This window comes from Streptomyces sp. NPDC104381, assembly GCF_055583745.1.
In genome coordinates, this window is sequence record NZ_JBVJNK010000004.1 from 725,306 (window position 1) to 738,223 (window position 12,918).

8 protein-coding genes are annotated in these 12,918 nt (G+C 71.4%); 6 read left to right on the forward strand and 2 right to left on the reverse strand.

What is annotated here, in order from left to right; genetic code table 11:
* The first annotated feature begins 74 nt into the window (after nucleotides 1-74).
* Together ACZ607_RS17075 and ACZ607_RS17080 are read left to right on the forward strand one after the other, a co-directional pair.
* Nucleotides 75-3,797 (forward strand): AAA family ATPase, encoded by a 3,723-nt coding sequence (locus ACZ607_RS17075; RefSeq protein WP_469735465.1) that lies wholly within the window; start codon nucleotides 75-77, stop codon nucleotides 3,795-3,797.
* A 253-nt stretch (nucleotides 3,798-4,050) separates the two neighbouring features.
* Entirely contained in the window at nucleotides 4,051-5,469 is a 1,419-nt protein-coding gene (locus ACZ607_RS17080) for a sugar porter family MFS transporter (protein ID WP_469735466.1), read from the forward strand.
* A gap of 96 nt (nucleotides 5,470-5,565) precedes the next feature.
* Here the strand turns inward: ACZ607_RS17080 and ACZ607_RS17085 are convergent, their stop codons facing one another.
* Nucleotides 5,566-6,957: a purine-cytosine permease family protein gene (locus ACZ607_RS17085; protein ID WP_469735467.1), complete on the reverse strand. Its 1,392-nt coding sequence runs from the start codon at nucleotides 6,955-6,957 to the stop codon at nucleotides 5,566-5,568.
* A 110-nt stretch (nucleotides 6,958-7,067) separates the two neighbouring features.
* Here ACZ607_RS17085 and ftsY point away from each other — a divergent pair, with 110 nt between their 5' ends.
* On the forward strand, nucleotides 7,068-8,273 hold the full coding sequence (gene ftsY / locus ACZ607_RS17090; RefSeq protein ID WP_469735468.1) for a signal recognition particle-docking protein FtsY: 1,206 nt from the start codon (nucleotides 7,068-7,070) through the stop codon (nucleotides 8,271-8,273).
* 62 nt (nucleotides 8,274-8,335) lie between these two features.
* Here the strand turns inward: ftsY and ACZ607_RS17095 are convergent, their stop codons facing one another.
* Nucleotides 8,336-8,983, reverse strand: coding sequence for a bifunctional DNA primase/polymerase (locus tag ACZ607_RS17095; protein WP_469735469.1), 648 nt, complete (start codon nucleotides 8,981-8,983; stop codon nucleotides 8,336-8,338).
* 421 nt (nucleotides 8,984-9,404) lie between these two features.
* Here ACZ607_RS17095 and nsdA point away from each other — a divergent pair, with 421 nt between their 5' ends.
* The 3 genes from nsdA to ACZ607_RS17110 all read left to right on the forward strand — a co-directional run bounded on the left by nsdA (nucleotide 9,405) and on the right by ACZ607_RS17110 (nucleotide 12,907).
* Entirely contained in the window at nucleotides 9,405-10,880 is a 1,476-nt protein-coding gene (gene nsdA, locus ACZ607_RS17100; protein WP_469735470.1) for a transcriptional repressor NsdA, read from the forward strand.
* 339 nt (nucleotides 10,881-11,219) lie between these two features.
* A complete protein-coding gene (locus ACZ607_RS17105) occupies nucleotides 11,220-12,572 on the forward strand; it encodes an ammonium transporter (protein ID WP_469735471.1) in 1,353 nt (450 codons plus the stop codon).
* The gene (locus ACZ607_RS17110) at nucleotides 12,569-12,907 is read left to right on the forward strand and encodes a P-II family nitrogen regulator (RefSeq protein ID WP_014048583.1); all 339 of its coding nucleotides are present in this window, start codon (nucleotides 12,569-12,571) and stop codon (nucleotides 12,905-12,907) included. The genes ACZ607_RS17105 and ACZ607_RS17110 overlap by 4 nt, the downstream gene beginning before the upstream one ends.
* Nucleotides 12,908-12,918: the final 11 nt, after the last annotated feature.

The following is a 12,918-nucleotide window of genomic DNA, read 5'->3' on the forward strand; positions in this document are numbered from 1 at the left end:
GCTCTTCGCTTAACGTCTGATGTGCCCTGCACCTTCATCAGCGAAACCGAGAGTGAAAGGTAGAGTCCGGCGGCGTGCACCTCAAGGCCCTGACCCTCCGTGGTTTCAAATCGTTCGCCTCCGCCACCACCCTGCGGTTCGAACCCGGGATCACCTGTGTCGTCGGCCCCAACGGGTCGGGTAAATCGAATGTGGTGGACGCGCTCTCCTGGGTCATGGGGGAGCAGGGCGCCAAATCCCTGCGCGGCGGCAAGATGGAAGACGTGATCTTCGCCGGCACCACGGGAAGGCCACCACTCGGCCGGGCGGAAGTGTCGCTGACCATCGACAATTCCGACGGCGCGCTCCCCATCGAGTACGCCGAAGTGACGATCACCCGGATCATGTTCCGCAACGGCGGCAGCGAATACCAGATCAATGGCGACACCTGCCGGCTGCTCGACATCCAGGAACTCCTCTCGGACTCCGGTATCGGCCGCGAGATGCACGTCATCGTCGGCCAGGGCCGGCTGGACTCCGTGCTGCACGCCGACCCGACGGGACGCCGCGCCTTCATCGAGGAGGCGGCCGGAGTCCTCAAGCACCGTAAGCGCAAGGAGAAGGCGCTGCGGAAGCTGGAGGCGATGGGCGCCAACCTGGCCCGTGTCCAGGACCTCACCGACGAACTGCGGCGCCAGCTCAAACCGCTCGGCCGGCAGGCCGCCGTGGCACGCCGGGCCGCCGTCATCCAGGCCGATCTGCGCGACGCCCGGCTGCGTCTGCTCGCCGACGACCTGGTGCGGCTGAGGGAGGCCCTGCGTGAGGAGATCGCCGACGAGGCGGCCCTCAAGCGGCGCCGGGAGGCGGCGGAGACCGACCTCAAGGCGGCACTCGCCCGCGAGGCCGACCTGGAGGACGAGGTGCGGCGGCTCGCGCCCCGGCTGCAGCGCGCCCAGCAGACCTGGTACGAACTCTCGCAGCTCGCCGAGCGCGTGCGGGGCACCATCTCCCTCGCCGACGCCCGGGTGAAGAGCGCCACCGCGGCGCCGGAGGAGGAGCGCCGCGGGCGGGACCCGGAGGACATGGAGCGGGAGGCCGCCCGGATCCGCGAGCAGGAGGCGGAGCTGTCGGCGGCACTCGAAGCGGCCGAGCACGCCCTGGAGGACACCACCGCGCACCGGGCCGAACTGGAGCGGGAGTTGGCCTCCGAGGAACGCAGGCTCAGGGACGCGGCCCGGGCCATCGCCGACCGGCGCGAAGGGCTCGCCCGGCTCAACGGACAGGTGAACGCCGCCCGCAGCCGTGCGGGTTCGGCGCAGGCCGAGATCGACCGGCTGGCCGCGTCGCGGGACGAGGCGCAGGAGCGGGCGGTCGCGGCCCAGGAGGAGTACGAGCAGCTCAAGGCCGAGGTCGAGGGGCTGGACGCGGGCGACGCCGAGCTGGCGGAGCAGCACGAGGCGGCCAAGCGGGAGCTCGCCGGGGCGGAGACGGCCCTGAGCGACGCGCGCGAGGCGGTCACCGCGGCGGAACGCAGCCGTGCCGCGGTCTCCGCACGGCACGAGGCGCTGTCGCTCGGCCTGCGCCGCAAGGACGGCACCGGGGTGCTGCTCGCCGCCGGGGACCGGCTCTCCGGGCTGCTCGGACCGGTCGCGGAGCTGCTGACGGTCACCCCCGGGTACGAGGTCGCGGTGGCCGCCGCCCTGGGCGCGGCCGCCGACGCGGTCGCGGTGACGGGCCCGGCCACTGCGGCGGACGCGATCCGCCTGCTGCGCAAGCAGGACGCGGGGCGCGCCGCGCTGGTGACGGGTGGGGCGGCGGGCGGGCAGGTGCCCGCGCAGGCGACGGAGCAGCCGCACGCGCCCGCCGACGGCCCGGCCGCCCAGGTACCCGGTCAGGCCTCGGGGCCGGAGCACGGTCCCTCGGCCGTGACGGCGTCCGGTGCCGGGCACGGCGCCACGGGCCCGGGGGCGGCGACGGGCGCGGCGCAGGCCGGCCCGGCCCTCGCCACGGAAGCCGCCGCGCCCGCCGTCGCCGGACTGGTGCGGGGCCCGGCCGAACTGGTGGCGGCCGTGGGGCTGCTGGTGCGCGACATGGTGGTCGTCGGCACCCTGGAGGACGCGGAGGAGCTGGTCGCCGCCCACCCCGGGCTGACCGCCGTCACCGCCGAGGGCGACGTCCTGGGCGCCCACTTCGCGCACGGCGGATCCGCCGGGGCGCCCAGCCTGCTGGAGGTCCAGGCCTCCGTCGACGAGGCCGCCGCCGAGCTGGCCGAGCTGGCCGTGCGCTGCGAGGAGCTCGCCTCGGACCAGCGCGCCGCGGCAGCACGGCGGGCCGAGGGCGCGGCCCGGGCCGAGGAGCTGGGGGAGCGGCGCCGCGCCGGTGAGCGGGAGAAGTCCGGGGTCGCCCAGCAGCTCGGCCGGCTGGCCGGCCAGGCCCGTGGCGCCGCCGGGGAGGCCGAGCGGATGACCGCCTCCGCAGCCCGGGCCCAGGAGGCGCTGGAGCGGGCCACCGAAGAGGCGGAGGAGCTGGCGGAACGGCTGCTGGTCGCCGAGGAGACCCCCGTCGAGGAGGAGCCCGACACCTCCGTACGCGACCGGCTCGCCGCCGATGGCGCCAACGCCCGCCAGACCGAGATGGAGGCCCGCCTCCAGGCCCGTACCCACGAGGAACGCGTCAAGGCGCTCGCCGGGCGGGCCGACGCGCTGGACCGCGGGGCCCGGGCCGAGCGTGAGGCGCGTGCCCGCGCCGAGCAGCGCCGTGCCCGGCTGCGCCACGAGGCCGCCGTGGCCACCGCCGTGGCGTCGGGCGCCCGCCAGCTGCTCGCCCATGTCGAGGTCTCGGTCGTACGGGCCGAGGAGGAGCGGAGCAGGGCCGAGGCGGCGAAGGCCGAACGCGAGCGGGAGCTGGCGGCCGAGCGCGGACGCGGCCGTGACCTCAAGGGCGAGCTCGACCGGCTCACCGACTCGGTGCACCGGGGCGAGGTGCTCGGGGCCGAGAAGCGGCTGCGCATGGAGCAGCTGGAGGCGAAGGCCCTGGAGGAGTTCGGCGTCGAGCCGGCCGGCCTGGCCGAGGAGTACGGCCCCGAGCAGCCGGTGCCGCCGTCCCCCGCGGCGGAGGGCGAGGAGCTCCCGGCGGATCCGGACGATCCGCGCAACCGGCCGAGGCCGTTCGTCAGGGCGGAGCAGGAGAAGCGGCTGAAGGCGGCCGAACGGGCGTACCAGCAACTCGGGAAGGTGAATCCTCTCGCCCTGGAGGAGTTCTCGGCGCTCGAGGAACGGCACAAGTTCCTCTCCGAGCAGCTCGAAGACCTGAAGAAGACCCGGGCCGACCTGATGCAGGTGATCAAGGAGGTCGACGAGCGGGTGGAGCAGGTGTTCACGGAGGCCTTCCGGGACACCGCACGCGAGTTCGAGGGCGTCTTCTCCCGGCTCTTCCCCGGCGGCGAGGGCCGGCTCATCCTCACCGACCCGGACAACATGCTGACGACCGGTCTCGACGTCGAGGCCAGGCCGCCGGGCAAGAAGGTCAAGCGGCTCTCCCTGCTGTCCGGCGGTGAGCGATCCCTTACGGCCGTTGCCCTGCTGGTCTCCATCTTCAAGGCCAGGCCGAGCCCCTTCTACGTCATGGACGAGGTGGAGGCGGCGCTCGACGACACCAATCTGCAGCGGCTGATCCGGATCATGGAAGAGCTCCAGGAGACCTCCCAGCTCATCGTCATCACGCACCAGAAGCGGACGATGGAGGTCGCCGACGCGCTGTACGGCGTCTCGATGCAGGGCGACGGGGTCTCCAAGGTGATCAGCCAGCGGCTCCGCTGAGCCCTTCGTACAGCGGCTGACGCCTGCTCACATCTTCTTTACCGAATCTTCAACACTTCAACGCACCTTTTGGGCGTTCCTGGGTACTTGTGAGGGACCTCTTCGCCGGAAGTGACATATTGACTTCGAAACTTGAACGCATAACCTCAGCAATGTTGTTTTTACCTTCAAGTGGTGGTCGGCCGGAAGCTGTGCGCCACTAGGAGGGCTCACCCCCCACACCTGACGTCGCGGCCAGGTACCAGGAGTTCATGTGACCAGCACAGCGCGCGGACCGGAGTCCGGAGCCCGGGATGCCCACCCGGACCATCTCGGCCATGTCATCTTCATCACCGCAGCCGCAGCGATGGGCGGCTTCCTCTTCGGCTACGACAGCTCCGTGATCAACGGGGCCGTCGAGGCCATCCGCCACCGTTACGACATCGGGTCGGGGACGCTCGCCCAGGTGATCGCCATCGCGCTGATCGGCTGTGCGATCGGCGCGGCGACGGCGGGACGCATCGCCGACCGGATCGGCCGTATCCGCTGTATGCAGATCGCCTCGGTGCTGTTCACCATCAGCGCCGTCGGCTCCGCGCTGCCGTTCGCCCTCTGGGACCTCGCCATGTGGCGGATCATCGGCGGGTTCGCGATCGGCATGGCCTCGGTCATCGGCCCGGCCTACATCGCCGAGGTCTCGCCGCCCGCCTACCGCGGCCGTCTCGGCTCCTTCCAGCAGGCCGCGATCGTCATCGGCATCGCCATCTCGCAGCTGGTCAACTACGGCATCCTGCAGCTCGCCGACGGTGACCAGCGTGGCAAGATCGGCGGCCTGGAGGCCTGGCAGTGGATGCTCGGCGTGATGGTCGTCCCGGCCGTCCTGTACGGGCTGCTCTCCTTCGCGATCCCCGAGTCGCCCCGCTTCCTCCTCTCCATCGGCAAGAGGGACCGCGCCCGGAAGATCCTCGAAGAGGTCGAGGGCAAGAACGTCGACCTCGACGCACGCGTCAACGAGATCGAGACGGCGATGCGCCGTGAACACAAGTCCAAGTTCAGCGACCTGCTCGGCAGCCGCTTCGGCTTCCTGCCGATCGTCTGGGTCGGCATCGGCCTGTCGGTCTTCCAGCAGCTCGTCGGCATCAACGTCGCGTTCTACTACTCGGCGACGCTGTGGCAGTCCGTCGGCATCGACCCGACCGACTCGTTCTTCTACTCGTTCACCACGTCGATCATCAACATCATCGGCACCGTGATCGCCATGATCCTGGTCGACCGCGTCGGCCGGCGGCCGCTCGCGCTCGTCGGTTCCACCGGTATGGCCATCGCCCTGGCGTTCGAGGCGTGGGCCTTCTCCGCGGACCTGGTCGACGGCAAGCTGCCCAACACCCAGGGCGTCGTGGCGCTGGTCGCGGCCCATGTCTTCGTGCTCTTCTTCGCCCTGTCCTGGGGTGTCGTGGTCTGGGTCTTCCTCGGCGAGATGTTCCCGAACCGGATCCGCGCCGCGGCGCTCGGCGTCGCCGCCTCCGCGCAGTGGATCGCCAACTGGGCCATCACCGCGAGCTTCCCGAGCCTGGCCGACTGGAACCTGTCGGGCACCTACATCATCTACACCTGCTTCGCCGTGCTCTCGATCCCCTTCGTACTCAAGTTCGTCAAGGAGACCAAGGGCAAGGCGCTGGAGGAGATGGGCTGATCCCCGCTGCCCCTCTCCTCGACCGCTGCCCCGGTCCGGCCCCATGCCGGCCCCGGGGCAGTGGCATGTCGGGGGCCCGGCCCGCCGGACGCGCCGTCAGAACGGCACGGGCCGCCCGCCCGTCCCGTCCGCGGGGCGCGGCAGCACGGCGTACACCCCGGCCGCGACCAGGATGGTGGCTGCCCAGCCCAGCCCGTGACGGCCGACCCAGGAGGCGGTGAGCGGGCCGGAGAACCACTCGACCCGGGTGAACAGCAGCCCCGTCACCAGGGCGGCGGCCCAGGCGGCCATGGCCTGCCGGCTGAAGCCCCCGGCGTACCAGTAGCCGCTGCCCGGACCGGTGTCCATGAGGGCCTCGGGGTCGTACGTACGTCCTCTCAGCAGGTCCACGCCGAACACCCCGAGCCAGGCGGAGAACGTCACGCCCAGCAGGGTCAGGAACGACAGGAAGGTGTCGATGAAGCTCGTCGCCACCAGCATCAGCGTTCCGCCGAGCAGCAGACTGATCGCCGCGTTGACGCCCACGGCCCAGGCGCGGGGGACCGCGAACCCGAGGGTCTGCGCGGTGAAGCCCGCGGAGTACATCGACATCGCGTTGATCAGCGCCATGCCGATCACCGCCGTCAGGAGATAGGGCACGGAGATCCACTTCGGCAGCAGCTCGCCGATGAACGCCACGGGGTCCTTGGTCACCGCCAGGTGCGGCGAGCTCACCGCCATCACCGCGCCCATCATCACCATCGGCAGCACGGTGACCAGCGCCCCGCCCACGGCCGCGCCGACCATCGCGCGGCCGGACGCGGAGCGCGGCAGATAGCGGGCGAAGTCCGGGGCGGAGGGGACCCAGCTGATCCCGCCGGCCGCCAGGGTCCCGATCCCCGCGACCATCAGCGCCGACGGGCCGGGAGGCCGGTCCAGGACGGTCCGCCACGGGGTGGAGCCGATCAGATGGACCAGGACGAGGAGGCTCGCGGCCCCGAAGAGCTGGACGGACGTCCGGGAGCACAGGCGCAGTGCCCTGATCCCCAGCCCGGACACGAGGAAGCTCGCCGCGACGAAGCCCGTCAGCGTCACCAGGGCCAGCGTGTGCGTACGCCGGATGCCGAACGCCAGATCGAGGACCGCCAGCAGGGCGTACGAGCCGGTGACCGCGTTCACCGTCTCCCAGCCCCAGCGGACCACCCACAGCAGGGCCCCGGGGAAGAGATTGCCGCGCTGACCGAAAACCGCCCTCGACAGCGCCATGCCCGGCGCCCCGCCCTGCCTGCCCGCGATCGACACGAGGCCCACCAGACCGAACGAGACCACGGGCGCCGTGACCGCCACGACCAGCACCTGCCAGAAGTTCAGCCCGTCGAAGACGGTGAGCCCGGCTCCCACGGTCAGCAGCAGCACCGTCATGTTGGCCGTCACCCAGGTGGGGAAGAGGGTGCGGGCCCGGCCGGTCCGCTCGTCGTCGGGGACGGGTTCCAGGCCGCGGTTCTCCACGGGCAGCAGCGTACCTTTACCCCCAAACGTGGCATACCGACCATGCGGTGCGCGTCCGCAGCTCTCCGCGGCCGCGCCGGACCACGGCTGTGGCCGATACTGGACGCGTTATGGAAATCGTCATCCTTGCTGTAGTCATCGCCCTGGTCGCGGTCGGCCTGATCAGCGGGCTCGTGGTCAGCAGCCGCAAGAAGAAGCAGCTGCCGCCCTCGGCGCCGTCGAGCACGCCGACCCTCACTCCTCCCGCCGAGCCCGGCGTCGGCGAGGAGGCCGAGACGCCGCGCGACGAAGCGCGGCGCACCATCGAGGAGGTCGGTCTCCCCGGCGCCGGGACTCCCGTCGAGGACACCCCCGTCGTCATCGAGCCGGAGACCCCCGAGCTCGAAGTCCCCGAGCCCACCGCGGGCCGCCTGGTGCGGCTGCGCGCCCGGCTCGCCCGTTCGCAGAACTCCCTGGGCAAGGGGCTGCTCACGCTCCTGTCCCGCGACAACCTCGACGAGGACACCTGGGAGGAGATCGAGGACACCCTCCTCACCGCCGACGTCGGCGTCGCCCCCACCCAGGAGCTCGTGGAGCGGCTCCGTGAGCGCGTCCGTGTCCTCGGCACCCGTACGCCCGACGAGCTGCGCACCCTGCTGCGCGAGGAGCTCATCACCCTGCTCGGCCCCGACTTCGACCGCGCCGTGAAGACGGAGGGCGGCGAGGCGACCCCCGGCGTCGTGATGGTCGTCGGGGTCAACGGCACCGGCAAGACGACCACGACGGGCAAGCTCGCCCGGGTGCTCGTCGCCGACGGCCGCAGCGTCGTGCTCGGCGCCGCCGACACCTTCCGTGCCGCCGCCGCCGACCAGCTCCAGACCTGGGGCGAGCGCGTGGGCGCCCGTACGGTGCGCGGTCCCGAGGGCGGCGACCCCGCGTCGATCGCGTTCGACGCGGTCAAGGAGGGCATCGCCGAGGGCGCCGACGTGGTGCTCATCGACACCGCCGGCCGGCTGCACACCAAGACCGGTCTGATGGACGAGCTCGGCAAGGTCAAGCGGGTCGTCGAGAAGCACGGCCCGCTCGACGAGGTCCTGCTCGTCCTCGACGCCACGACCGGGCAGAACGGCCTCGTCCAGGCGCGGGTCTTCGCCGAGGTGGTTGACATCACCGGCATCGTCCTCACCAAGCTGGACGGCACCGCCAAGGGCGGCATCGTGATCGCCGTCCAGCGCGAGCTGGGTGTCCCCGTGAAGCTCATCGGCCTCGGTGAGGGGCCGGACGACCTGGCGCCGTTCGAGCCCGGTGCCTTCGTCGACGCGCTGATCGGCGACTGACCGCACGTACCCCGAGTGCGCGAAGGGCGGTGGACCCCGGAGGGTTCACCGCCCTTCGGCGTTCACCACCGGTGACATATGTAGGCGAGGGTGCCCAGCAGCAGCCTGGCCTGCGGGGGAGCGGCGGCCGTGTCCGGCACCGGCGGGCGCAGCCAGCGGACCGGGCCGAGGCCCCCCAAGTCCGACGGGGGAGCCGTGACGTACGCGCCGCGGCCCAGCGCCCGCAGGTCCAGGTCCGCGTCGTCCCAGCCCATCCGGTAGAGCAGCCCGGGCAGCCCCGCCGCGGCCCCGGGGGCGACGAAGAACTGCGTACGCCCGGCCGGCGTCACCGACACCGGCCCCAGCGGCAGCCCCATCCGCTCCATGCGCACCAGTGCGCGCCTCCCCGCCGCCTCGGGGACGTCGAGCACGTCGAAGGAGCGGCCCACCGGGAGCAGCATCGAGGCGCCGGGCACCTCCGCCCAGGCGTCCGCGGCCATGCCGAGGGTCGCGCCCGGCGGCACCTCGCGGGCGAAGTCCAGCGGGTGCGCGCCGGGGGCGGAGCACGCCGTGTCACCGCACGAGCAGGCACCGGCGGAGGCGCGCGCGCCCGGTGCCACCGCCCAGCCCCAGAGTCCTGTGTATTCGGCCACCGCCGTCGCCCCGGCCGCACGGCCGCGCCGCCGCGTGCCGGACCGCATCTCCCGGATGCCGCCGATCGTGAAGCCCATGCCCCCTCCAACGGGTGCGACTCACCGGTGGTTACGACCGGAGTACGGGACGTCCTCCGCCGCCGCGGATCCGCCGGCGCGCGGGGTGGTGTCGCAGGAGTGTGCGAAGTGGACCGCGCGCCCCTGAGTGCTTCACTCCGCTTGCTGCTGATCGCGACCTGTCAAGTGAATCGCGGACTGCGCCGAACGGGTTAACTCGAAGGGGTGGCGAATGGTGGCGTTTCTGCAACGACCCTCGCAGCGACGGTGATCGTAGGATTACCGTGGGTACTCGAAGCTGCAATTGCATGTGCAGTTGAGTATGCCTCGGACACATCGCCGATCTGTTCGACAGTGCGCAACGCCCGTACGGGCCGCGCCGGGGCACGGCATTCTGATAGAGGTTCGCGCGGACAGGTTTCGGCGGGATGGGGGCGTTCCAGTGAGTGGCAGCGGCGCAGGCGAGACGAATGCCGGGAAGCGCCCCAACGCGCAGTTGGGATCGTGGTTCGTCCGGAGCGGCTGGTCGAAGGGCGAGCTCGCCCGCCAGGTGAACCGGCGGGCCCGTCAGCTGGGTGCCCACCACATCAGCACCGACACCTCCCGCGTACGCCGCTGGCTCGACGGCGAACAGCCCCGCGAGCCGATCCCGCGCATCCTGTCCGAGCTCCTCTCCGAGCGCTTCGGCACCGTCGTCTCCGTCGAGGACCTCGGACTGCGCGTCGCGCACCAGGCGCCCTCGGTGGCGGGGGTCGACCTGCCGTGGGCGGGACCGCAGACCGTCGCCCTGCTCAGCGAGTTCTCCCGCAGCGACCTCATGCTCGCCCGGCGCGGCTTCCTCGGCAGCTCCCTCGCCCTGGCCGCCGGCCCCACCCTCGTCGAACCCATGCAGCGCTGGCTGGTGCCCGTCACCCGCGCGGGGCAGCCGGAGCCGGAGCTGCCGACCGCGGAGAGCCGCCCCTCGCGGCTCTCCGGACCCGAGCTCGACCTGCTGGAGTCGACCACCGCGATGTTCCGCCAGTGGGACGCCCAGTGCGGCGGCGGACTGCGCCGCAAGGCCGTCGTCGGCCAGCTCCACGAGGTCACCGACCTGCTCCAGGAGCCACAGCCGCAGGCCACCGCGAGGCGCCTGTTCCGCTGCGCGGCCGAGCTGGCCGAGCTCGCGGGCTGGATGAGCTACGACGTGGGGCTCCAGCCCACCGCCCAGAAGTACTTCGTGCTCGCCCTGCACGCCTCCAAGGAGGCCGGCGACAAGCCCCTCGGCTCGTACATCCTCTCCAGCATGAGCCGCCAGATGATCCACCTCGGCCGGCCCGACGACGCACTCGAACTCATCCATCTCGCGCAGTACGGAAGCCGGGACTGCGCCACCGCGCGGACCCAGTCCATGCTGTATGCGATGGAGGCCCGCGCCTACGCCAACATGGGCCAGCCGAGCAAGTGCAAGAGGGCGGTCCGGATGGCCGAGGACACCTTCGCCGACGCCGCCCTCGACGACGAGCCCGAGCCCGACTGGATCCGCTTCTTCTCCGAGGCGGAGCTGCACGGCGAGAACTCGCACTCCTACCGTGACCTGGCCTATGTCGCCGGCCGCAGCCCCACGTACGCCTCGCTCGCCGAGCCCGTCATGGCCCGCGCCGTCCGGCTCTTCGGCGAGGACAAGGAGCACCAGAGGTCCTACGCGCTCAATCTGATCGGCATGGCCACCGTGCATCTGCTCAAGCGCGAGCCGGAGCAGTTGACCGTGCCGGCCACCGAGGCCCTGAAGATCGCCAAGAGTGTCAGGTCGGAGCGCGTGAACACCCGGCTCCGCAAGACCGTCGACACCGCTGCCAGGGACTTCGGGGACATTCCCGAGGTCGCCAGGCTCACCGACCTGCTCACCGAGCAGCTCCCGGAGACCGCCGAAGCGGTCTGACACCGGCACCCCTGCCACCGGCCACGACGGCCCCCCGTACCACCCGACTCGGCTCCCCCATTGCCAGGTCAGCGGGTCGCCGTCGTGGCCGGTTCACGTTCCGGGGCGCTCCGGGCGCGCCGTATGCGGCGCAGGCAGCATGGTAGGCAGCACATGGGGCCCGCCACCCCTCGTTCATCGGTACGTAACAACCGGCGCTTCTTCGTCACTGCGGTGAAACACCGTGCGGCATTCGTGGAAACCGCGCTGCGCGAATCTCATGGCGCATAACCGGCCCGCACCTTTTCACCGTGGTCCCGCACCCCCGCACGTGGCCGCACCGACGACGAGGAGACGCCGATGCCCCCAGGCATCACGACGCTTGCCGCAGACGCCCCCGAGCTGTCTGCCGCCAACACAGGGTTCATGCTCATCTGCTCCGCGCTGGTGATGCTCATGACCCCGGGCCTGGCCTTCTTCTACGGAGGCATGGTCCGCGTCAAGAGCACCCTGAACATGCTGATGATGAGCTTCATCAGCCTCGGGATCGTCACGATCCTGTGGGTGCTCTACGGATTCAGCCTCGCCTTCGGGTCCGACATCGGCTCCGTCATCGGCTGGAGCTCGGACTTCGTCGGCCTCAGCGGGATCGGCGTCACCGAACTCTGGGACGGCTACACGATCCCGACCTACGTCTTCGCGGTCTTCCAGCTGATGTTCGCCGTGCTCACCCCGGCCCTCATCAGCGGTGCCCTCGCCGACCGCGTCAAGTTCACCTCCTGGGCCCTGTTCATCACGCTCTGGGTCACCGTCGTCTACTTCCCGGTCGCGCACTGGGTCTGGGGCGCCGGCGGCTGGCTCTACGAGCTGGGTGTCATCGACTTCGCCGGTGGTACGGCCGTCCACATCAACGCGGGTGCCGCGGCGCTCGGCGTGATCCTCGTCATCGGCAAGCGGGTCGGCTTCAAGAAGGACCCGATGCGGCCGCACAGCCTGCCGCTCGTCATGCTCGGCGCGGCCCTCCTGTGGTTCGGCTGGTTCGGCTTCAACGCCGGCTCGTGGCTCGGCAACGACGACGGTGTCGGTGCCGTCATGTTCGTCAACACGCAGGTCGCCACCGGTGCGGCGGTCCTCGGCTGGCTCGCCTACGAGAAGATCCGCCACGGCTCCTTCACCACCCTGGGTGCCGCGTCCGGCGCCGTCGCGGGCCTCGTCGCCATCACCCCCGCGGGCGGTGCGGTCAGCCCGCTCGGCGCCATCGCCGTCGGTGTGATCGCCGGTGTGCTGTGCGCCATGGCCGTCGGCCTCAAGTACAAGTTCGGCTACGACGACTCCCTGGACGTCGTCGGCGTCCACCTCGTCGGCGGTGTCATCGGCTCGCTCCTGGTCGGCTTCTTCGCCACCGGCGGTGTGCAGTCCGACGCCAAGGGCCTCTTCTACGGGGGCGGGCTCGACCAGCTCGGCAAGCAGGCCGTCGGTGTCTTCGCGGTCCTCGCGTACTCCCTGGTGGTCTCCGCGGTCCTCGCCCTCATCCTGGACAGGACGATCGGGATGCGGGTGTCGGAGGACGACGAGATCTCCGGCATCGACCAGGTCGAACACGCCGAGACGGCGTACGACTTCAGCGGCGCCGGCGGCGGCTCCGCGCCCCGCACCTCGGCCCCGGCCGCAGGCACCGCTGCGGCTCCGACGAACAAGAAGGTGGACGCATGAAGCTCATCACCGCGGTCGTGAAGCCGCACCGGCTGGACGAGATCAAGGAGGCCCTCCAGGCCTTCGGCGTCCAGGGCCTCACGGTCACGGAGGCCAGCGGTTACGGGCGTCAGCGCGGGCACACCGAGGTCTACCGTGGTGCCGAGTACACCGTCGACCTCGTCCCGAAGATCCGCATCGAGGTCCTCGTCGAGGACGAGGACGCCGAACAGCTCATCGACGTGGTCGTCAAGGCCGCCCGTACGGGCAAGATCGGTGACGGCAAGGTCTGGAGCGTCCCGGTCGAGACCGCGATCCGCGTACGGACCGGTGAACGCGGTCCGGACGCACTCTGACCTACGGGCCC